Origin of the sequence: Corynebacterium pseudogenitalium (assembly GCF_024453815.1) — a bacterium.
GTDB classification, from domain to species: Bacteria; Actinomycetota; Actinomycetes; order Mycobacteriales; family Mycobacteriaceae; genus Corynebacterium; species Corynebacterium pseudogenitalium.
The window spans coordinates 1676406-1697719 of the sequence record NZ_CP072934.1 but is presented as its reverse complement, the minus strand read 5'-3'; the positions used below and the strand labels follow the sequence as shown (position 1 = coordinate 1697719).

Here is a 21314-nt window from a genome sequence, read left to right as displayed (position 1 = left end):
TCCGCATGACAAACCAGATTGCAGAAGCCATCAAGGCCGTTTCCCCAACCGCGGAAGCCGTCGCGCAAGAAACCGTCAGCTTTTCCCCGATCCGCTGGAAGACTGGCTGGCCGCACAACCTGCGCCGCGTCCCACCCTTCCGCGACGACGCCACCGCGACCCTGACCCGCCGCGAAGTCTTCGCCTTCGCACAGGATGTGGTGGACTCCGAGTTTGCTCGCGACCAGATCATCGACTTTCTGGGTGCGTCCTTCGCGTTCCAGGGCGGCAAGAACGCGCAGGCACAGCTGAAGCTGCAGCAGTTCCTGCGCAACAAGGGCAAGGCGAACGCGCTGCTGCAGGCGCTGCGCAAGGTCGGCTCCGGTGAGCTCACGCCGGTCCAGCAGTACGAGGCCGTCGTTGCCACGGGTCTGCCTGCGAAGTTCGCCTCCGGCCTGATCTACTTCCTGGCCGGCCCACAGGAGGCCGCCGACGAGAAGCCGCTCATCATCTGCTCCAACCGCGCGAAGGGCGCCGGCCTGGACGTAACCAGCGACTGGTCTGCCGAGGAATACGGCACCTACCTGGCAGCCATCAAGGCCGGGCGCGACGAGCACGCCCCCGAGCTGCCACTCGACGCGGTAGAATTCGCACTACGCGAGCACGCCCGCCAAGGATAGGAGATTTTTATGCGCATCAACGTTCTCGCCGCACTTGCTCTCGGGTGTCTGGCGCTAGCCGGGTGTTCGACAGGGAAGTCGACAGACCTGGGTTTCGCAGCCGCCGCGCAGGACGGCACGCCGTTTACGGTGTCGCAGGTTGCCGGCGAGCACGCCGAGCGCGCCTATTTCTTCTGCCCGTACACAGACAAGGCGCAGGCGGAGGCCCTGGGCTTCAACCCCGACGATGTCTACAGCATCAACGACAATTCACAGCGCTGGGAGACCTGGAGCGGCATCGGCGTCATCTTCAGCGATGATCGCACACCCGCCATCGAGTGGTTCGACCCCTCAATTATCGACGCCTGCCCCGGCGCCACCACCGGCGATCCCGTCGATGTGCACGCCCCGATTACCCCCACCGTCCAGCCCGTCGAGTTCGCGGGCGACGAAGGCCCGACCGACGTGATCAAGTTGGTAGTGGAGTAGGGCTTCTTTGGGGATTGCACGCTAGCGGGGGTGCGCACCACATTCCCTCACAGGTTTCGCCCGAACTGGGCTTTTGCCGCGCTCGCCGGTCGGAATCGTGGAATGTGGTGCGCGTGCTGCTTGGACTGACACCAAATTCCCTCCCGTGCTTTACGTGACCTGGGGAAATGCAAAAGTCGGCGAAGGAAAACGGGAATGTGGTGCGCAAGCAACGGGGCGAGCGCCTAAAACCTAGCGGGCCAGGAGCTGGCCCAAGTCCAGGTTGGAGGACAGCTGCTGCAGCTGTGGCGGGATGTTGGTCTGGGAGCTGCCGAGGAGCTTCGCCCAGTCCTGTACCGGGTCCGGCTTCACGATGCCGCACTCCAGCGCGCGGTCCGCAACTGCCTGGACGGTGCCGCCGGACATGACGCGAAGGGCGATGGAATCGCCGATCTTGCCGTTGAGGTTGTTGACCAGCTGCTGGCGGGTGGTGTCCTTGCCGGCGACGCCGGTGCCGTTGAGGGTGACGCGCAGGGTGCTGCAGTTCATGGTCTTGACGTTGCCGTTGACCAGCTGCAGGAGCGAGGTGGCGTCCTGTGCCTGTGCTGCTGGTGCTGCGAGGCCTGCCAGGCCGGTCAGGGCTGCGACGCCGATGGCTGCGATACGGGTGGAAATGCGCATAGGGTGCTCACTTTCAGGTTGTAAATAGGTGCTTGAAAAACAGAACGGGATACACCATACCTGTTACTGGTGTGACGCAAGTGAAAATTGGGGATTGCGGGGGTAGTGTAGGATCTTCTGCCATGACGTTTTCTGGCCGTCCCGGCAGGCGTGCGCGCGGGTGTGGGTGTGTGGCGCTGCTTGTTGTTGTCGGCGCGGTGGTGATGGTTGTCGCGTTGGTGGCCTTCCTGCTGAGCGCGCTCGGCGGCCCGGAGCAGTTCGTGCAGCGCCAACCCGTCCCGGAAGACGTGCCCCCGGCCGCTGCCGCGCCACCGCCGACTATCGACGTCCACGCGCCCGGCCGAACCGCCAACGAACTCCACGCGTGGGCTGCCCCTATCGCGGAGGAGATCGGGGTCGACCCGCAGGCGGTGCGTGCTTACGGTAACGCCGCGCTGATCGCGGCGGAGGCCTGGCCTGCCTGCAATCTGCAGTGGAATACGCTCGCCGGCATCGGTTGGGTGGAGACCCGCCATGGCACCTATACGGGCAAGAAGTTCGACGCTGGTCGCCTCGACGAAAACGGGGTGGCGCAGCCGCCGATCATCGGCCCGGCGCTCGACGGCACGGGCAACTTCGCGCTCATTACGGACACCGACGGCGGCGCTCTCGACGGCGACACCGAGTTCGACCGTGCGGTGGGGCCGATGCAGTTCATCCCCGGCTCGTGGGCGATCTATGGCCGCGACGCCGACGGCGATGGGGTAGCAAACCCGCAGCAAATTGACGACGCCGCCCTGAGTGCCGCGAACCTCCTCTGTGCGAACGGGCGCGATCTGTCCACTGCGGAGGGGTGGTCGGATGCGGTGCTGACGTATAACCACTCGCGCGAGTACCTCCACAACGTCCGCGATGCCGCTGCGAACTACGCGCTCACCCAGCGCGCCGCCCGGTAGGCGTGCCGCAGCCATGCCGAGAAAGCCACAAAAGTGGGCGAAACCGGGCATGGACAAAAGGTTTGACGAAGATCACATTCCGAATGGTGTGACCTTAAATCGCGTGGTTGTGGGCCTATCTCTGCACGGAAACGCAGGGAAAGCTCGAGTGTGACGAACGCCAACAAGCATTTTTTGCTGCGATCTGGAACAATCGGTAACGGAAATTTGGTTTGGCCAATCTCAAGGAGATGAACTGTAGTGGCTGATATTATGCACGTCTTTGCTCGTGAAATTTTGGACTCTCGCGGTAACCCAACCGTTGAGGCTGAGGTTTTCCTCGACGATGGTGCGCACGGCATTGCGGGTGTTCCTTCCGGTGCGTCCACTGGCGCACACGAGGCGCACGAGCTGCGTGACGGTGGCGATCGCTACGGCGGCAAGGGTGTCCAGAAGGCTGTCAAGAACGTCAACGAGGAGATCGCTGACGCACTGGCTGGCATCGAGGCTGACGATCAGCGTCTGCTCGACCAGGCGATGATTGAGCTCGACGGCACGGACAACAAGTCCCGCCTCGGCGCGAACGCAATCCTGGGCGTGTCCATCGCTGCGGCGAAGGCTGCTGCTGAGTCCGCTGGCCTGCCACTGTACCGCTACATCGGTGGCCCGAACGCTCACATTCTGCCTGTTCCGATGATGAACATCGTCAACGGTGGCGAGCACGCTGACTCCGGCGTTGACGTCCAGGAGTTCATGATTGCTCCGCTGAGCGCTGAGTCCTTCGCTGAGGCTCTGCGGATGGGTGCAGAGGTCTACCACTCCCTGAAGTCCGTTATTAACGCAAAGGGCCTGTCCACCGGCCTTGGTGACGAAGGTGGCTTCGCTCCTTCCGTCGACTCCACCCGCGCAGCGCTTGACCTGATCGTTGAGGCAATCGAGAAGGCTGGCCTCAAGCCTGGCGAGGACGTCGCACTTGCTCTGGACGTTGCTTCCTCCGAGTTCTTCGAGGACGGCGTGTACAAGTTCGAGGGCGGCGAGCACTCCGCTGAGGAGATGGCCAAGGTCTACGAGGAGCTCATCGCTGAGTACCCGATCGTCTCCATCGAGGACCCACTGCAGGAGGATGACTGGGAGGGCTACGCAAACCTGACCAAGACCATCGGCGACAAGGTCCAGATTGTTGGCGACGACTTCTTCGTCACCAACCCTGAGCGCCTCGCACGCGGCATCAAGGAGCATGCTGCGAACGCGCTGCTGGTGAAGGTCAACCAGATCGGTACCCTGACCGAGACCTTCGACGCTGTGGACATGGCTCACCGCGCTGGCTACCGCACCATGATGTCCCACCGCTCCGGCGAGACCGAGGACACCACCATTGCGGATCTCGCAGTGGCTCTGGGCTGCGGCCAGATCAAGACTGGTGCACCGGCTCGTTCCGAGCGCGTTGCTAAGTACAACCAGCTGCTGCGCATCGAGCAGGAGCTCGGCGACGCCGCTGTTTACGCTGGTCGTTCCGCATTCCCACGCTTCAAGTAATCGCTTGATTCGTACGCACCCCCTGCCGATCGCGCGCTCGCGCGTGGCAGGGGGTGTCGTGTTTTTCCCTGCTGTACACTGATGGACACTATGAGCACCGGCACGCCCCAAGACAAGCACACAGTGAAGCGCCGCAGGAAGCGGCTGGCTCGCACTGTGCCCGTGGCGTCCCGCGAGCAGCGCAAGCAGCAGCTCGCCGAGCAGAAGGCAAACAGGGAGTCGCGCTTCGCCGCCCCCAATTTAGCGACGCTCGCCCTGCTCATCATCGTGCTCATCGCCGTACTTGTGGCAGTAGCAGCCCCACTTCGTAATTTCTACGAGGGCCGCAACGAGATCGCGCGCGCCCAGGCAAACATCGAGTACTTGGAGCGCCGCCAAGCGGACCTCGAGCGCGAGATCGCGAAGTATGAGGACCCCGAGTATCTCAACCAGGTCGCCCGCCGCCGCCTCGGCGTGATGGAGCCCGGCGAGTCGGCCTGGCGAGTCATCGACCCCCGCATGACCCACGGCACCACCATCACCTCCGACGAAACCCCCGACGACCGCGGCTGGGCCGTATTCCTCTGGGATTCCCTGCGCGAGGTCCCCGATGACGTCCCCGCTGACGCTCCTGAAGAATCGCCCGCCCCGGCAGAATCGCCTGCTCCCGAAGCGCCCGCGGAAGCACCTGCGGCGCCTGAAGCGCCTGAAGCGCAGTAGCCCGAGCCTAAAAGGTAGCAACAGGATTACTGCAATCCACTTTTTGCGCGCTCCCACCTGGATTATTCCAATCCTTTTACTCCCATTTGGAGAATCACCAGGCTGCCAGCTCCACGCCACCCCGAGCGCTCCCGTCGACCGATTAGCAGCGTGCTATTAGCAGCGTGTGATTAATGGAGTGCGACGCTGGTCGCCGAAAACCGCCAAGCCCGGCCCAAACAGCGCGACCTGCATCGCACGGCATTTAGCGCACGCTTTTAAGTTCCGGTGCCGCCACGCGAGTGCCTACCTACCAGCAGATGATCTCTCACTGCCTGCTGTACTCGTGCGTCACCCAACATGTAGGCGTCGGCCAGCGCTTGGATCTCGCTGAGATTTTTCTTGCGGATCACGAAACCATAGTCGGAAATCTCATCAGAGCATTCGGTCACACCCGCGCCCTGGAGCTGTTCGAGGCACTCTACTTGGAACAACTCCCTTCCACCAGTAGCGATGCCAAGGTCACTCGGACCCAGGAGACTCCAGCCTGCCAGCGCAATGTTGTCACGGCTGAAACTGATCGCTTCTGAATAAACAAGTTGGCTTCCCAAGAAGGAAGCTTCAGAGCCAAACATGTTCTCGAATTCGTCTGAAACAAATCGGGATAATGCTTGGGCAAGCATCAGGCTCAAGGTTCCCGCAGTATCGAGTTGAACCACCCCTTCATCGAGGGCCCGTTGCAGTGCACATTGGTCAGTTCTGAACCCGCTGGCAATCTGCTCTAGAGGTAGCCTCATCGGCTCTGCCTCCCAATGATTTCCCGAAATGATAACGTCGATCCTATTCAGATCAGGAAGCTATTCCTATCCAGACGAACACAAAATGAGCAAAGTTCATTCTCCACCGACGAGGTAAAACATGCGTCCCGAGGGGCCTAGTCGCATCTACAGCCTTTTTGAAGCAGGTTGCCTCGGGGCTAACGCCCGCTAACGATAGCGAATATCACGCTATTTTAACGCTCACGCCGGATCCCAACGAGCACAACCGAGTACCAGAACCATGTAGTCTGAAACAAACACAACGGCCTGCGACAATGAGAGGAGCACGACCGATGAATTCCAACACACCGGATCAACTCCCGCCTAAGAACACCCGCCCCAAACAGCAACCCATCGACCAGCAGTGGCTGATTGATTACCTCACGCTCCCGAAGAGAAAGAAGCGCTCGAAGCTCACTGAGTTCTTCGGCTGGGTCCTTGGGTTTTAACGTTTAACCAGGCAAGTTAAAGTATTCTCAATTCTGTTGCGCCGTTTTCATTACCAAGATTGAAAGGAGGGAAGCGATGGGGGTTCTGCGTGTTGATATCGAACCGTCTGTGCTGGACTGGGCGCTGCGACGTACAGGACTCAGTGACGAAAAGCTCCGTGCCACGTTTCCCAAGGTAAACGATTGGCGCTCAGGGGAGGAGCGTCCGACGCTCAACCAAGCGAAGGAACTAGCGAAGAAGGCACGAATCCCATTTGGAAGGCTCCTTCTTCAGGCGCCTTCTGGCGAAGAGACTGATTTACCTGATTTTCGTACTGTCAGAAATGAGCGTCTCGATGGGTTGAGTCCTGACCTGCAGGAAGTTATTCACTCCGCCGAGGCGCGCTTGGGGTGGTACGCGGATTACGCAGAGGAAGTTGGAATTCCCGGTCCTGAAATTCTGCGCTCTGCCCAAGATTCCACCAGTCCCGTCCTGGCCGCTCGCCAGGCTCGCATCGCTCTGGATCTTGATGAGACTTCTCCTATTGCTGGGCCAGAAAAAGTTACGACACTAACGCACCACATGGAAGATACAGGGATTCTAGTATCCCGGAATGCCATTGTTGGAAACTCTACTCAACGTCATCTGAGTATTGATGAGTTCCGTGGATTCACCCTGATTGATGGGGAATACTGCCTGGTGTTTGTGAATACAAGTGACGCTAAAACTGCGCAGCTCTTCAGTCTCGCCCACGAGTTGGGTCATGTTGCTTTGGCGAAGGCTGGTATTTCTGACCACAGCGACCACCTGCGGGTAGGGCGCTGGTGTAACGAGTTTGCAGCGGCATTCATCGCCCCAGAGACTGCAGTGAAGGAACGGTACAACAAGAAGTGTTCTTTGCTCGACAACGTCACGTCTCTGGCAAGCGTGTTTGGCATCAGTAGGGAAGCGATGCTGTTGCGCTTGAAAGATATTTTCCTGATCGAGCAACAAGAGTTCGACGAAGTTATGCGATTGGTCCGTGTCAGGAAAGAAAAGAAAGCCACACAAGAGGGCGGCGGCGGTCCTTCGTTCCATGTTCTCGTTCGGTCTCGAGTCGGCGGACGATTCTTTGAGACGATCACCTTTGCCGCAAAGTCCGGACAAATTCCTGAGAGAGATGCTGCGCGGCTTCTTGGTGCTGCCTCGTATAAGTCCTTTGAGAACTTGGTGAAGAAAAGCGATTGGGCTAGCAGGGAGGCAGAGTACTTAGGAAGCAAATTTCAGCTGATCGGGGATTAGGTTTTAGAAAGCGCAGGCAGGACAGGGTGCGCAGCGAAACCAAAGGGATCGATATTAGAACGTCTTTGCGCATCGATTCGAGTAAACTTTGGTGATATGTGTATCGATGAAGGAAACGAGCAGACAATTACCCGCTTGCTGGATAAGAGTGAGGAGGCGTTTGTTCTTGCTGTCGAACTGTACAATCGACCGAGCTTAAAATACGGTGCGGAAAGTTGTTCGATTTTGTTGTGCAATGCTTGGGAGCTGATGCTGAAAGCTCACATGATCAGAAAGTGGGGCATTGATTCAATTTACTTCAAAGATGATCCTAGTAGGACTCTTGCTCTTTCCGATTGTTTGAAGAGGGTTTTTACGAATGAGAAGGATCCTCTTCGGGTAAACATGAAGAATGTGATGGAGTTTCGTAATACGAACACGCACTTCATTACAGACGAGTACGACTTGTTTTATGGGCCCTTCTTGCAGTCGTGCGTGGAAAACTATGCGGACAAGCTTTGGGAATTGCATAACCGTTCGGTAAGCGAGCTCATCCCAGACAATCGGTTGGCCTTGGCAATGAGAAGAGGTGCAATCGTTCCTGACGTTATTCGGACAAAGTATGACGCTGCAGTTGCGCAGGAACTACTTGCCCGGCGGAAAGATGTTGCGGATGCTATCGGGGCTGAAGGAAATCAGAGGATCGCGGCGACTTACGAGACCTCGTTGAGGCTGGTTAAAAAGAAGAATGATGCAGATTTGAATGTTTACATTCAAAACGGATCGGAGCATGGCATCGCCATCGTCAAGGATGTGAAAGATGCCGTTAGCTTTTATCCTTATACTGCTGGTAACGCGACTAAAAAGATCGATTCTTTGTTAAAGAAAAGAGGCATTACTTTTTGCTTCAATGGTTCAGTGAAAGAGAAGTTTACTACGTATGCTTTCCAGCTCTTTACCAAAGCGTACGAGATGAAAGGCGATGAGCGCTTCTCCTACGACCGTAAGACTGCGGGAGAGAAAACGAGCAATTGGATATATTCCGAGGCAGCAGTCGAATTTATCGCGCATCAAGTTGAAAAAGACCCTGGTCACTGTCTTGATCAGTTAAGAAGGAAAATTAATACAAAATAACTGAGCCGCAAATCGCCTTCGAAAAGTAAAACACCAACCCTTGGAGCAAAGGAATTCTCAGGTCGTTTGACCCTACTCCCATTCGGGAACCCAGCTGTATCCTTCTCGGGTTGGTGCTGTGATACACATTCTACGCAACCTTAGTCAGTTAGGCAATGCCCCCATGACTGATTGTGCAAGAAGCAGCTGAAGCCTCAACCCACCTCCGCCGCACCGTTCCACCGCCGCCCACCCCGTGTGGAACAATGTTGCTCATGCAACCGACTCAAGAGGATCTCAATATCATTCAGGAGCAGCTCGGCCGCGCGCCCCGCGGTGTGCTAGAAATTTCCTACCGCACGCCGGACGGCCAGCCTGCGGTGGTCAAGACTGCACCCAAGCTTGACGACGGCACTCCGTTCCCCACGCTCTACTACCTGACGGACCGCCGTCTCACGGCCGAGGCTTCGCGTTTGGAGGGCGCTCAGGTGATGAAGTGGATGGAGGCCCGCCTGGCCGAGGACGAGGACTTGCAGAAGGACTATCGCCGCGCCCACGAGTACTTTTTGGCGAAGCGCAACGAGATTGAGGACTTGGGTACGGACTTCTCCGGCGGCGGTATGCCGGACCGCGTGAAGTGCCTGCACGTGCTGATTGCGTACGCGTTGGCGGAGGGCCCGGAGCACTTCCGGTTCGGTACCGAGGCTGTGGCGCTCGCTGCCGAGCACGGCAACCTGCGTGGCACCGCGATTCCTGCCGACTGGCCGACGCTCGAAGACCTCGGCATCACGCTTGCTGAGGCGGGGGAGCACCTCGCATGAGCCAGCCGGTAACGCTTGCAGCGGTCGACTGCGGCACGAACTCCATCCGCCTCCTGATCACCCGCTTCGACTCCGAGACGAACACGTTCGAGGAAGTCTGCCGCGAGAACATCATCGTGCGCTTGGGGCAGGGCGTGGACGAGACGGGCGCGTTTAACCCGGAGGCGATTGAGCGCACCCGTAAGGCGCTCGCTACCTACACTGAGCGCATGCTCGCCGAGGGCGTCCAGCGCGTGCGCATGGTCGCTACCTCCGCGACCCGCGACGCCTCCAACCGCGACGTCTTCTTCGACATGACCCGCGTGCTGCTCAGTCGGATCCAGCCCGGCACACAGGCTGAGGTGATCACGGGGGAGGAAGAAGCCCAGCTTTCCTTCATCGGCGCCACGATGGACCTTCCCAACGACGACGGCCCCTTCTGCGTCATCGACTTAGGCGGTGGCTCGACCGAGTTCGTAGTAGGCAACGGCGACACCATCGAGGGCCGCATCTCCACCCAGATGGGGTGCGTGCGCCTCACGGAGCGTTTCTTGCGCTCGGACCCGCCAGCGCCCGAGGAGCTGCGCGCGGCCCGCGACTACGCCCGCGAGCAGGTGCAGCATGCGGCAGCGGTGGTCAACATGGCGAAGGCCCGCGCGGTGGTCGGCTGCGCCGGCACCTTTACGACGCTCTCCGCGCTCACCCAGCGCCTTCCCGAGTACGACCCATCCCGCATCCACCTCTCACGCCTCACCTTCGACGACCTACGCGCCACCATCGCGAAGATCCAGGCTCTGAGCGTGCAGGAGCGCAAAGATCACCCGGTGATCCACCCCGGGCGTGCCGACGTCATCCCCGCCGGCGCCGCCGTCGTCGAGGAAATATTAAAAGCCGCCGAGGATCTCACTGGTCTTGACTCGATTGTGATCAGTGAGAAAGACATCCTCGACGGCATCGTGGCCTCGTTGGCTAATTAGTCTTCGTCGGGTTCCAGGATCTGGTTTTGGTCCCCCCGCTTACCGCGCAAGTCCTTGATTTCGCGCATGCGGGGTTCCGGATCGATCTTGTTCGCGATGGCCTTACGGGTGGAGGACACTACTTGTTTGGCCACCGGCGAGTTCACCGCCTTTTGCGTGGCGTTGACAATCTGGTGATAGCGCTTGCGACCGGCTTTCGTGCCGAACACGTACCCGGCGGCTGCTCCGACAACGAATTGAATCATGGGTGCCATAGTACATTTTTCAAAAGTGACAGTGGTGAGTGCGGGGGATTAATGGCCTAAGTCTGTTATCTGCACTAGATTAAAAGGTGTTCTTGTAACTACGAACCGCATTGAGGAAGCTGTGTCTGAAGCAAAGCCCAAAGTAATGACGATTTACGGGACCCGTCCGGAAGCGATCAAGGTAGCCCCGGTAGTCAAAGCGTTCGAAGCTGATGACCGCTTCCAATCCGTGGTGGTGTCTACTGGTCAGCATAAGGAAATGCTGGAACAGGTAAACAAGCGATTCGACATTCACCCCGACCATGACTTGGGTCTGATGAAGCCAGGGCAGACTCTCAACGAGCTTGTATCTCGTGCGATGCAGGGACTTGACGCAGTCATCGAACAGGAGCAACCGGATGTCATCATTTCTCAGGGTGATACCTCTACTGCGATGACAGCAGCATTGGCTGGATTCCATCGTGGCGTAAAGATCGTGCACTTAGAAGCAGGTCTTCGAACTGGCAATATTTTTTCGCCATTCCCAGAGGAAGCGAACCGTAAGATTATTGGTCAGGTGGTAAGTTTGCACCTGGCGCCAACCGAGGAATCTCGTGAAAACCTGCGCCGTGAGAACTTCCGGACGAAGGACATTGTCGTTACAGGCAACACCGTCATCGATGCTTTGCTTGTCGCATCGGGCTGGGATGTGAACTTTGACGACGCCCGCCTCCAGCAGCTCACCGAAACTGATCAAAAGGTGGTCCTAGTGACGACCCACCGACGTGAAAACCTCGAAGCAATGAAGGAAATCGGTGGCGCGGTGCGAGATCTGGCGTCTGAATACACGGACCACGTCTTCACGCTGCCTTTGCACCTGAACCCAAAGGTTCGCAATGCCGTGTTGCCGCTTGTCGAAGACCTGCCAAATGTGATCATTACAGATCCACTGCCGTACGATCAGTTCACCGCATTGCTGAACCGTGCCTACCTAGTGCTGACTGACTCCGGCGGAGTCCAGGAGGAAGCGCCTTCGCTAGGAAAACCAGTCCTGGTCATGCGTGAGAATACGGAACGCCCTGAGGCAGTAGTCGCAGGTACCGTCAAGCTCGTGGGAACTGACCGTAAGCGCATCGTGGCAGAGGCCAAGAACCTGCTCGATCAACCCGCTGCCTATGACGCGATGGCAAATGCAGTGAACCCATACGGTGACGGTCACGCTGCCAAACGCGCGGTAGCCGCGATTGCGGAGCTAGTTGGCGTTGGTGAACGAATCGCGGAGTTTACTCCGGAAGTTCAGGCGTAAATAGCTCATCAGCTAGCAAGGTTGGCCAGTCGCCTCCGAGGGCTACTGCGTATTCCAAAATGCCACGAAGCAAAAAAGCCGGAGGCGGAGCGTGACCCGCCCCCCAGTCATCGACGATAAATGCGCGTCGGTCTGCGTATTTTTCAGTTGCCTTGGCCCAGGGGCGCGCGTGCTTCTCTAAATGTAGGGTGTCATTGACGCATTGCAAATACGCGACGTGGTTAGGGAAAGAGGTTGTGTACATCGGTAGCAAGTTGGTTGTTGCAGGAATCTCTGAAATGGATGCTCCGGCCCAGCTGCTATCCAAGAACTCTTTCACTTTGTTCGCCTGATAATTACAAATATTAGTTTGAGGGTTAGCCGATATCGCTAGTGAATGCGGAAAATGATGGGAGAAGTAAAGGGCTGCAAAACCTCCTGCTGACGGGCCGTAAAAACAAAGATGGTTTGCATACTTGAGTCCACTTTGAATGTGCTTGATTAGTTTGACAAGTTCGTCTTGCAGCGCTAAGTCAGGGGCGCCAGTGAACCAACCGATTGGGCTATCACGGCCTAAAAGTGGATCGGATACAAAAATGATGTTGGCGTCTAGATCGTTCGTCAACTGCTGGCCTACGAATAGGGGGAGCTCAGTGTCTAGGCCGGCTGCTGCATGGAAAATAACAATAGTTGTGGTGGCACCACGATCGGATAGCATCACTTCGAGCAGGTGCTTCCCACACGGTATTACTTGAATTCCAGGGGTAATTGGCGAATCATAAAACTCAGCCAAGGACCGGTAAAGCACTGACGGTGTGCGGTAGCGATGATAATTCCGGACAAGGACCATGCAAAGCAGTCTAATCACGGCGACCGCAATGTGGCATATGCGACCTCCCGCCGCTGGTTATACGGGAATAGCAGGTTCTATACCTACATCGTGATTAGGTTGGGTGTATGACAAATTAGTGTGATTACATACGCAGTCTAGATGTGTTATGTCCATAGGGTTTTTGGACACGGAGTCCGGTGTCTTTTTGGACACGGAATCCATGGTGTTCTTGGGCACTTCTAGCGGCTTACGGTTGCAGCCTGCGTTTCGGCCGGGGCTTGGATAATTTCGGGTTCATCCGCGGTGGTTGGCGATGTTTCATTCCTTCGACGAGGTTAATGTTGATCTGACCACCTGGCGGCCTGTGGCTCAACGTGATCGGAAGGGGCACGCTGAAGAGGAATTCACCAGCATGGGCCGTGTAGAACTCCGCAACATTATCGACTGTGACTGTCGAGTAGAGCCGACGGTTTTTAAACCTCAGACCAATGTAGAGACCGAAACCGCATACGCGTACAACGCCGTCTTTGCTCACGCAGAGCTGGTCTGGGATGCCCCAATGGTTTGTTGATTGTGGCGTCGGCGCCGTTAGTGTGGAGGTGTCGGTGGGAGGTATGCCTTGCTGAGCTGCCATGTCATCGGTGTTGGCCTCGTGTGAAGTTGCCGCTTCCACGGGGCTGTTTGGCATTTTGGATATAGCTTGAGGATTGTGTGCTTGGTTATAGGCAACTACGCGGGCCCAGATTTGATCAGGATCGAGTGGATGCGTAGGCGACGGTGCCTTGGGGAAGGTATCGAAAGCCTGGCGTGGTGTGATGTGCATCTTGCCGACCAGCAGTGATTGGTGCCGTCGTTGTTCGTTGTATACCTGGCGATATTCGGCCAGATAGGTGTTGACCTCAGCAAGGCTTGCTGGGTGGCGTGCATCGAGGAACTGGGTCAACGTACGGTGAGATCGCTCGTCTTTTCCCTGGGTTGTCGGTGCGAATCCAGCAATAGCAAGTACGCCTTGGCTGGCGAGCCAAGTTTCAGTAGCAGAGAGAAAACCCCGGTGGTAGGTGGCGAACGCATCGCCATTGTCAGAAAGGATTTCTTGGGGTTTGCCGTAGGCGGCGAACGCTGCGGCCAGCGTAGCGCGCGCATCAGCACCGTTTTCCGGTAGAGCGAATGCTGTGGTTCCGACATCAAATCTGCTGGCATCATCGATGATCTGGTAAATCGTGACATGCGTGTGGGCATGGTCGAAGAGGCGATTGTTTAGAAGACTGAAATGGTAGCGGCGTGGTGAGTATCCGGTAGCACCTGAGTGAGTACCCGGTAGCGCAGGGATCACCCAGGGGCCACGGAGACGTTGGAGGGTTACTCGTTGGCTTCTAAGCGCATATTCGGTCCTTCCAGCGTGATGATCTCAGCACCAACGACAAGCCGGTTGAGAATCGACTCTGCAATGACCGCGTCAGGAATCGACGCATACCAGTCTTTCGGGGTGAACTGGGAGGTCACAATCGTCGAGCCGGTATGTTCGCGCGCGGCGAGGATATTAAATATCTGATGCGCCGTGGCAGCATCAATCGGCGTGGTTAAAAAGTCATCCAGGACAAGTACGTCCACGTTGTGGAGTTGCTCAATGAACTTCAACCGGGTGGGGTTATCGGGCTGTAAGACTGCAAGTTGTGCTGCAAGCATGTCCGTGCGGTAGAAACTCGCGGAGTAATCGTTGCGGCATGCCGCGTTGATTAATGCTTGGGCCAGGTAGGTCTTGCCGACTTCAGGATTTGCCCAGGATGACAATGTTTTGTCCCAAATGGCACCATTGACCATGAGCGAGTCGGCTGATTTGCTCCGGGTTGATGTTGAGGGCAGGTGTGCACACCACGTTTTCAAGACAAGCATCAAGGTTTGGCGATCGGGATGCTTTCAAAAGTTTGTTGATGCGTCGTTCACGCCTGGCCGCGACTTCCTTATCTAGTGCGTAGAGCACCTTTTGTGAAAACGTCCACGTGTCGAATGCTGGGTCATTAGCAATGTCGATCACGGTTTTACCGAACGCGGTCATACGCAACGCTGTGAAGTCAGCAAGGACAGATTCATCAAGAAATCGATCCATTGGCGGGGTTGAGTTTGTCATGTGTTTCGGGTTCCTTTCTTCATAAGGTTGTCCATGCTGAACTGGTCTGCGCCGCCAAGTAGTGCCCCAGTGGTATCGCGATGTTCAATCACAGCCGAATCAGGCAAGATTGGTGTAGTAGTGCGTTGTGCTTGGTCGAACCCGCGGGGTCGGGTGGTGTGCTCTTTGCGTACCGCGGCCATCATGTTTTTTACTGCGGTATAGGACACGGCACGTCGGCTGCCATCATTGGCTGTCAGGCGCAGGCAGGCCTCTTCCAAAATGGGTTTGTTGGCGTGTTTGCCCATCGACAACACGTTGCGACACGACTGATAAGCCTGGGCCGGGATTGCTTTTGCTGCGATGAGCTCTTCGATGACTTTGCGTGTTGCCGGCCCAACTTTGCTGGCTTCACGGTAGAAGTACTCACTCGTCCACAACCCGCGTGTGGTATCCATGCCTGAGGGAATGTGGTCACAGTCAGTGACATAGGCCCCGCGTGTATGTGAAACCCGGTGGGTTGCAACGGTTTGACCTGCATCAAAGACTGTCAGTACCTGGCCGGTGATACGCACATCGACGGTGCGCCCAACGAGTTGATGCGGTACCGAGTAGCGCACCGTGGCAACAATGATGTGGAAATCTGGTGCGGCTTTCGCGCGTTTCCATTCGGTGTGCTGCCATGGTGTTTGCGGCAGATCGGCAAGAAGATGCTGCTCATAGGTTTCAAACAGGTCCCGGCGGCTTGATTGCTGACTCCGAAACGGCGTGGCATCGTTCATTGCATCGACAAGGCTGACAATCTTGTCATTGAGCTCGTCAAGATCAACACACTGGTGACCATCGAGTGCATGGATGATCTTGTGTGTGACGATTTTGACTGCGGCTTCCACATTCGCTTTATCTTTCGGTCGACGCGGGCGGGCAGGAAGAGCTGCAGTGTTGTAGTGCTCCAAGAACTGTTCGTAGGTGTCATTGACCTTCCGGTTTCTATCTGACGTACTGATTGCGTTCGACGCAGTCGACGCGTTATCAGGCACGACGACTTGGCAGACACCACCGAAGTATTCGAATGCACACCGGTGAGCATCAAGCCAGGCCTGTTGGCGTTGGTCAGCACACGCACAGGCAAACAGCATCCCTGAATATGGAAGAGAGGCAACAAAGATACTGACTCTGGCACCCGGTTTCCCGATTGGGTCAAACAGTCGCATCTTGGTGCCTGCCCAGTCGACTTGCATGGTGTGTCCTGGTGCATGGGTGATGCGTGCTGAAAGCCCGGTCGCGTCGACATGTGCTGCGACAAGTTGACGGAACCTGTCGTAGCTGTAGTGACGCTGCCCCGGACCGGCTGGGGCGGTGGTGTAGCGTGCCCATAAGACTTGCAGGGTCTGCTTTGTACGTCCTGTGCGGGCTTTGACGACTTTTTCGAAGTCAATCGGGACGAATTCACCTTGCCCGGTACTTCGTTTGTCAACGAACAACTCGTCTAGCTCGTTGTCTGTCAGCGCTGCGACTTGTTCAACGGTGCTAAATCCACAGGTTCGCAGTGTGTGGTTCGCGCGTGCGATTGCACGGTGCGAGCACCCGAGTTGTTGTTCTATTTGGCGATAAGAACGCTGTTTGATCAGCAACGTCATTATCGCGCGGTAATCCGTCATGAGCGGACTCCTTCCGGTTGATGCCACACCCGTGTGGTGTGGCTACCGGAAGTATGAACGTGAGGAGATGTGCAGCGCTACCAGATACTCACTGTCGTGCTACCGGATAGTCACGACACTGCTACCAAATAGCCGGTCGCAACAAGGCGATAGACCAGTCCATCGATTTGCCAGAGTTCACCGACGAAATCACGGGCGAAGCGCTTATAGGAACTCCGCGGCCGTTTGCGGGCATTGGCATCAACAAATCCCAGCTCATACAGCCACGAGGCGATTGTGGACCGCGATGGGGTGCGATCTGCACCGACAGAGTCGAACAAGAAGTAGTAGATCGACCAAGGGCCATAATCCAAGCCTTGTTCCATCAACTGTTGCCTGGCGTGAATGACTGCGATTTTGTCGGCCTCGTCAAATTTCTTCATCGGATTCTTCGGGGCAGTCGAATCCGGCACGATACCTGCTCGGCCTTTCTGCGCTATCCGGTTTTTGATGTTGTGGTACGTCTGTCGCGAGATCCCCAATTCTTTGCAAAACTGTGTGACCGTCTTGCCGTCACGAACGGGATCGAAATCTGCGACCTTTCTACGTTTATGCAATGGAATAGCCATCCGGCTATTCCACCGCCGTAACCGTCCAAAAAGCCACTAGACATCCCGTCCAAAAACATCCTGGACTCCGTGTCCAAAAAGTCCCTAGACATCACATACGCAGTCTAGATGTACAGTGACCCAAATAGCTTTTGGGCCCAACACGCGGGAGAAAGTCGAGAGTCTGGATGCTATGGGAGATACAAGGGAAATAACGTTTGCAAGGCCTACATATGTAAGCTGAATGTCAGAATTTTGGTTATGCCACGCGAAAGAATTTTAGTGCATTGAAGATCCTCATCTTGTCTCAGTATTGGTATCCAGAAAATGGGGTACCACAGCGACGCTGGGCGTGGTTGACAAAGATTTTAGTCCGTAATGGCCATCAGGTTACCGTTATTGCGCCTCCTCCACATTATGAGAGGAAAACCTCCTTTAAGTATTGGAAAGATACTCAAGGATGGCGGTCTCACGCCACGGAGGAGACTGGTCCTTCCGGTGAAAGAATAATTAGGTCCGGGTTTTTTCCGGCGGGTAATTCCCTCACGCAACGTATTTTTAATCAAGCCTTTGTCGCGCTCTCGATGATCGCATTGCATGTTATGCCTGGCAAACGCGCTAGAGAGCTTCGTCCAGATCTCGTAATAGGTACGGTGCCGGCGTTACCTACTTCTGTCATTGCTGCTTTGGTCGCTCGATTGCACGGTGTGCCGTACGTATTGGACTTAAGGGACGCATGGCCCGATCTTCTAAGGGAAAGCAAGAGCTGGAATTCCGGGGTAGGTAAAAGGACGCTACGAGAAAAATTGTTGAGTATAGGACCGCTACAGCTTTTGTCAAGTGCGACGGAAAAGTCCATGAACTTATCGTTGAAGAACGCTAGCGGTATTATTGTCACATCACAAAAGGAAGCTGATCATTTATCTGAAACATTCACGCATCTTCCGGAGTGCCAGCGCCCAGTTTTGCGAGTTATCCGGAACGTATTTCCGCCTAAGTCAGACTCGGAGAGATCGGTAGAAAGAAGTAAGAGTTCCTCCCTCCGAGTCTTATATGCAGGAACATTAGGGCGTGCGCAAAAACTGGAGAATGCCTTGATCGCTGCAAGAATGGCAAGAGATGCCGGAATAGATCTGAAGCTTCGATTAATCGGAGATGGAGCTGCGTGGTATGCCCTGCATGAGAAAGCGGAGGAGCTTGGTCTGGATGTTGAGTTTCATCACCGTTTACCTGCTGATGAGCTTCGCGAGTATTACGACTGGGCCGATACGGGGCTAGTGCATTTGACCGACTGGGGAGCTCTAGAGCGCGCGATACCGTCGAAAACATATGAATTAATGGAGCTCGGTGTACACATTAGTGGCGTCGTGACTGGAGAGGCACGTGATCTAATAACGGAGCTCGGGGCAGGGCACGTGGTCGAGCCTGAAAAACCAAATGAGCTTGCAAATTTGTGGGCGGAATTATCAAGGCATCCAGAGTTGTTGTCGGTTTCCGATGCGGGCCGGAAATGGGTGAGGCGTCAACGTGACGAAGAGGTACCGACAAATTTGCTGGAAGTTATCGATGAGGTCGAACGAAAGAATTGTAGATGATTACTGTTCTCAGTGCAGAACCTTATAACGTTGCAGGAAGTGCTAAGAGGGAAGATACGTGCGTAATTCTTCCACGTGCTGATCAACCAATAGTCCTGGGTGAGGATCTTGGGGATGCGGAGTTCCACAAATCCGTTCGCTTCGAGGAAGTTCAACCCGGTGCGCGGACTATCTTTGTAAATGCTCCCGCGGAAGAAAGCGTCCTGCGGCCAGAAATCAAGAATCTTGCAAGTTTTGAGTACTGGGTCGATTCTCAAAATCTATCCAACTTGTGTGATTGCTTGCGTAATGGGAGAGCTTTGACAATTGTAGGCATAAACTCAGATGGAAACTGGCTGAAACTATTGATGCAGCCAGAAGAGAACAGGGGAAGGCCTGCCACTGATCTGCTACGGGGCATCGAGTTGGCTGTCTATGTTGCGGAAGCAAAAACGGAGACGGCACCCCCGGTGTTGGCTCAACCGCCACGTAATGCGTCTGGCTTTGGGACATTGTTTATTAACGTCATCACTCCTTACGCGAAACCGTTGAAGGAGTACCTACCAAAAGGTGTGGTTGCTGTTTTGTACAAATTGCTGGAGAAGATTCGCTGATGTCATTGCGAAGGTTCCGACCAGGAATAAGTGTTATCGTTCCAACATACCGAGGGGGAAAAAGACTGCCCCGGGTTCTGGAGTCTTTACTGAATCAAACACTTGACCATAAACTCTTTGAGGTGCTGTTCGTTCTCAATGGACCCGATGACGGTAGCAGGTTGCTCATCGAAAAGTTCCGTGAGCAACATCGTACGTTAAACATCCGGGTGCTTACTAGTACCCGATCAGGAGCTGGCATAGCCCGAAATATTGGTTTAGCGTCCGTTTTAAGACAATATGTGACATTTCTCGACGATGATGATGCATTTGAGCCTAGGTTCTTGGAGGTTGGACTGAAAGCTGTCCGGCCGAAAGTATGTGCTTTGTTACCCATTGTTGATGTTGTTAGCGATAAGCATTTGTGTTCGTCAAGCCTGGCGTTGCGGACTATGGCTTTGAAAGGAACTGTGCAATCAATTGCCAGCATACCGTGGGTATTGGGATTTAACGCCTGTAAGATCATCTCAAGTGAGACCTTATTGGCATTTAGGTACCCGGAAGATCTTCAGTCAGGCGAAGACGTTGTCTTTTTTGCTCACTTACTGGCGACGCCCGACCTGAAAGTGTGCATTCCTGACGACACTGAAGACGCTGGATATCTGAGAACACAGCGGGAAGGGTCCGTCTCACGGCAGAATTTGACTTTCGACTTCTGCGTTGCCCAACGGCTGAAAGTTATTAGCCGACTCCGGTCAATTGAGATTCCTGCTGCGGGTCTATCGGCTATGGAAGCTCTGGTTCGTGCACAGTTTAGTTTTATAGAACGATTTCTCACTCAGCATCCTAACCAGTTGGATGAGGCGATCACGCTTGCAGTTGCGCTGAAGATCGATAGTTTGGACTGGGAGGGGCTGCGAGCAGATAGATCGAAGAAGCTGGTTATTTCCTATTGTTTTCCTCCGTACGCAGATCCCTCCGCAAACGCTGTCGCCAAAACAATTGCGAACCAAGGTGAGCTCGTCGACGTAATACATGCGGATATGTCTCAAGTGCGCAAAAAAGATGCTTCAACCTCACTGGTTGTCGAACCCTTTGTGGGTAGAAGAGCTGAGATTGCAGTCGCTCCCTCGTTTTCTTCATGGCCATTGATATGTGCTTTCGCACGAAGGGCCGCGAAACAAGCAGAGAGCTGGTCTAAGACGAATAATGGTTATGAAAAGCTGTATTCGCGTGCGTTATGGTCTGCTTCGCACGTTGCGTCGTGTTTGGTGAAGTTGCAGCACCCGGCTATCTCGTGGGAAGCTGAATTCTCTGATCCACTTCGGTATGGAATTTCTGGGGATTTACGAGTCGGAAAAATAACGCCGGGATTCGTTACACATAAGTTGAAGAAGGCTATCAGAGAAAGCGATTGGGCTGGCCTAGCGATACCCAGCCACTTTGTTCTGACAGAACTTGCAACATTCATCCTTGCCGATCGGATAGTTTTTACTAACGATAATCAACGAAGCGTAATGCTCTCACCGTACCCGCAGGATCTTCAGGAATTTGTAGTAGCTAAATCTGTTATTCGAAATCAGATTAAGCCGTCGAGAGAGCTTTTCTCGCTGGGAACCCAACAATCACAAGTCGTCCCAGGCAAAATCAATATTGGATATTTTGGAAGCTTTTACAGGAACCGCGGCATAGGTGGCGTCGTACAAGTACTTGAGGGGCTTGACGAAGAAATCCGAAATAGCTTTGTACTTCACGTCTACTGTAGTGACCCAGAAAGCGTGAACCGAGTGCTCTGGGAATCAGAGAGCACGATTGATGTTCGACCGTATCCGTACTTGAATTACTTGGATTTTCTTGCGAGCTCCGATCTGTTCGACGTGCTTCTCGTAGCGGATGCTTTCGTAGGTCAAGTAGCGTTCGGAAAGAACCCGTTCCTACCGTCAAAATATGCTGATTATTGCGCCTCCAATGCTCCGGTATGGGGAATCGTGCAACCAGGATCCCCGCTGTCGGAAATGCCTCTGGACTTCGTGAGTTCCGTGGGGGATGATGCCAGCATTCGGGAAGTGCTTTTTCAGCTGTACGGTCAGCTGGGGTAACATACTTGTAGTTTTATGCCGTAACAGTTGGTACAAATTG

General features: G+C 55.3%; 22 protein-coding genes and 1 pseudogene. 14 read left to right on the top strand and 9 right to left on the bottom strand.

What is annotated here, in order from left to right; translation table 11 throughout:
- The first annotated feature begins 5 nt into the window (after positions 1-5).
- Together KBP54_RS08155 and KBP54_RS08150 are read left to right on the top strand one after the other, a co-directional pair.
- Positions 6-659 carry an 8-oxoguanine DNA glycosylase OGG fold protein gene (locus KBP54_RS08155; protein ID WP_256005331.1) on the top strand — a complete coding sequence of 218 codons (654 nt, stop codon included), beginning with the start codon at positions 6-8 and terminating at the stop codon, positions 657-659.
- Positions 660-668: 9 nt separating this feature from the next.
- A complete protein-coding gene (locus KBP54_RS08150) occupies positions 669-1127 on the top strand; it encodes a hypothetical protein (RefSeq protein WP_256005330.1) in 459 nt (152 codons plus the stop codon).
- 231 nt (positions 1128-1358) lie between these two features.
- Here the strand turns inward: KBP54_RS08150 and KBP54_RS08145 are convergent, their stop codons facing one another.
- Positions 1359-1787 (bottom strand): hypothetical protein, encoded by a 429-nt coding sequence (locus KBP54_RS08145; RefSeq protein ID WP_256005328.1) that lies wholly within the window; start codon positions 1785-1787, stop codon positions 1359-1361.
- A 122-nt stretch (positions 1788-1909) separates the two neighbouring features.
- Between KBP54_RS08145 and KBP54_RS08140 the strand changes: the two genes are divergently transcribed.
- From KBP54_RS08140 to KBP54_RS08130, 3 genes are all read left to right on the top strand, one after another.
- On the top strand, positions 1910-2722 hold the full coding sequence (locus KBP54_RS08140; protein WP_256005327.1) for a lytic transglycosylase domain-containing protein: 813 nt from the start codon (positions 1910-1912) through the stop codon (positions 2720-2722).
- Positions 2723-2962: 240 nt separating this feature from the next.
- Entirely contained in the window at positions 2963-4237 is a 1275-nt protein-coding gene (eno, locus tag KBP54_RS08135; RefSeq protein ID WP_256005325.1) for a phosphopyruvate hydratase, read from the top strand.
- 90 nt (positions 4238-4327) lie between these two features.
- A complete protein-coding gene (locus KBP54_RS08130) occupies positions 4328-4936 on the top strand; it encodes an FtsB family cell division protein (RefSeq protein ID WP_256005323.1) in 609 nt (202 codons plus the stop codon).
- Positions 4937-5193: 257 nt separating this feature from the next.
- Here the strand turns inward: KBP54_RS08130 and KBP54_RS08125 are convergent, their stop codons facing one another.
- Positions 5194-5712 (bottom strand): hypothetical protein, encoded by a 519-nt coding sequence (locus tag KBP54_RS08125; protein ID WP_256005322.1) that lies wholly within the window; start codon positions 5710-5712, stop codon positions 5194-5196.
- Positions 5713-6026: 314 nt separating this feature from the next.
- Between KBP54_RS08125 and KBP54_RS08120 the strand changes: the two genes are divergently transcribed.
- The 5 genes from KBP54_RS08120 (at position 6027) to KBP54_RS08100 (ending at position 10312) form a co-directional block, all read left to right on the top strand.
- The gene (locus KBP54_RS08120) at positions 6027-6182 is read left to right on the top strand and encodes a hypothetical protein (RefSeq protein ID WP_256005320.1); all 156 of its coding nucleotides are present in this window, start codon (positions 6027-6029) and stop codon (positions 6180-6182) included.
- Positions 6183-6258: 76 nt separating this feature from the next.
- On the top strand, positions 6259-7443 hold the full coding sequence (locus tag KBP54_RS08115; protein WP_256005319.1) for an ImmA/IrrE family metallo-endopeptidase: 1185 nt from the start codon (positions 6259-6261) through the stop codon (positions 7441-7443).
- A gap of 96 nt (positions 7444-7539) precedes the next feature.
- Complete coding sequence (locus KBP54_RS08110; RefSeq protein WP_070362111.1) at positions 7540-8556, top strand: DUF3644 domain-containing protein; 1017 nt, start codon at positions 7540-7542, stop codon at positions 8554-8556.
- 254 nt (positions 8557-8810) lie between these two features.
- Positions 8811-9356, top strand: a complete 546-nt coding sequence (locus KBP54_RS08105; protein WP_256005317.1) for a DUF501 domain-containing protein — start codon at positions 8811-8813, stop codon at positions 9354-9356.
- A complete protein-coding gene (locus KBP54_RS08100) occupies positions 9353-10312 on the top strand; it encodes a Ppx/GppA phosphatase family protein (RefSeq protein WP_256005316.1) in 960 nt (319 codons plus the stop codon). Before KBP54_RS08105 ends, KBP54_RS08100 begins: the two co-directional genes overlap by 4 nt.
- On the opposite strand, the gene KBP54_RS08095 is transcribed toward KBP54_RS08100, so the two are convergent.
- Entirely contained in the window at positions 10309-10557 is a 249-nt protein-coding gene (locus KBP54_RS08095) for a hypothetical protein (RefSeq protein WP_256005314.1), read from the bottom strand. The genes KBP54_RS08100 and KBP54_RS08095 overlap by 4 nt on opposite strands.
- A gap of 145 nt (positions 10558-10702) precedes the next feature.
- Here KBP54_RS08095 and wecB point away from each other — a divergent pair, with 145 nt between their 5' ends.
- Positions 10703-11842: a non-hydrolyzing UDP-N-acetylglucosamine 2-epimerase gene (gene wecB, locus KBP54_RS08090; protein ID WP_256006637.1), complete on the top strand. Its 1140-nt coding sequence runs from the start codon at positions 10703-10705 to the stop codon at positions 11840-11842.
- Here the strand turns inward: wecB and KBP54_RS08085 are convergent.
- From KBP54_RS08085 to KBP54_RS08060, 6 genes and pseudogenes are all read right to left on the bottom strand, one after another.
- Positions 11820-12671 carry a hypothetical protein gene (locus tag KBP54_RS08085; protein WP_256005313.1) on the bottom strand — a complete coding sequence of 284 codons (852 nt, stop codon included), beginning with the start codon at positions 12669-12671 and terminating at the stop codon, positions 11820-11822. The two genes, wecB and KBP54_RS08085, sit on opposite strands and share 23 nt — an antisense overlap.
- Before the next feature lie 229 nt (positions 12672-12900).
- A complete protein-coding gene (locus tag KBP54_RS08080; protein ID WP_256005311.1) occupies positions 12901-13986 on the bottom strand; it encodes an integrase core domain-containing protein in 1086 nt (361 codons plus the stop codon).
- 26 nt (positions 13987-14012) lie between these two features.
- Entirely contained in the window at positions 14013-14444 is a 432-nt protein-coding gene (locus tag KBP54_RS08075) for an ATP-binding protein (RefSeq protein ID WP_256005310.1), read from the bottom strand.
- Positions 14422-14781, bottom strand: a complete 360-nt coding sequence (locus KBP54_RS08070) for an ATP-binding protein (RefSeq protein WP_256005308.1) — start codon at positions 14779-14781, stop codon at positions 14422-14424. The genes KBP54_RS08075 and KBP54_RS08070 overlap by 23 nt, the downstream gene beginning before the upstream one ends.
- A complete protein-coding gene (gene istA, locus KBP54_RS08065; RefSeq protein ID WP_256005306.1) occupies positions 14778-16421 on the bottom strand; it encodes an IS21 family transposase in 1644 nt (547 codons plus the stop codon). The genes KBP54_RS08070 and istA overlap by 4 nt, the downstream gene beginning before the upstream one ends.
- A gap of 143 nt (positions 16422-16564) precedes the next feature.
- A pseudogene (locus tag KBP54_RS08060) lies at positions 16565-17029 on the bottom strand (helix-turn-helix domain-containing protein); the annotation flags it as partial.
- Between the two features lie 266 nt (positions 17030-17295).
- On the opposite strand from KBP54_RS08060, the gene KBP54_RS08055 reads away from it, so the two are divergent.
- Genes KBP54_RS08055 through KBP54_RS08045 form a run of 3 tightly spaced genes read left to right on the top strand, consistent with a single transcriptional unit; the run spans position 17296 to position 21274 of the window.
- On the top strand, positions 17296-18603 hold the full coding sequence (locus KBP54_RS08055; protein WP_256005303.1) for a glycosyltransferase family 4 protein: 1308 nt from the start codon (positions 17296-17298) through the stop codon (positions 18601-18603).
- Positions 18600-19196 carry a hypothetical protein gene (locus KBP54_RS08050; RefSeq protein WP_256005301.1) on the top strand — a complete coding sequence of 199 codons (597 nt, stop codon included), beginning with the start codon at positions 18600-18602 and terminating at the stop codon, positions 19194-19196. Before KBP54_RS08055 ends, KBP54_RS08050 begins: the two co-directional genes overlap by 4 nt.
- Complete coding sequence (locus KBP54_RS08045; protein ID WP_256005299.1) at positions 19196-21274, top strand: glycosyltransferase; 2079 nt, start codon at positions 19196-19198, stop codon at positions 21272-21274. Before KBP54_RS08050 ends, KBP54_RS08045 begins: the two co-directional genes overlap by 1 nt.
- The last annotated feature ends 40 nt before the right edge of the window (positions 21275-21314 follow it).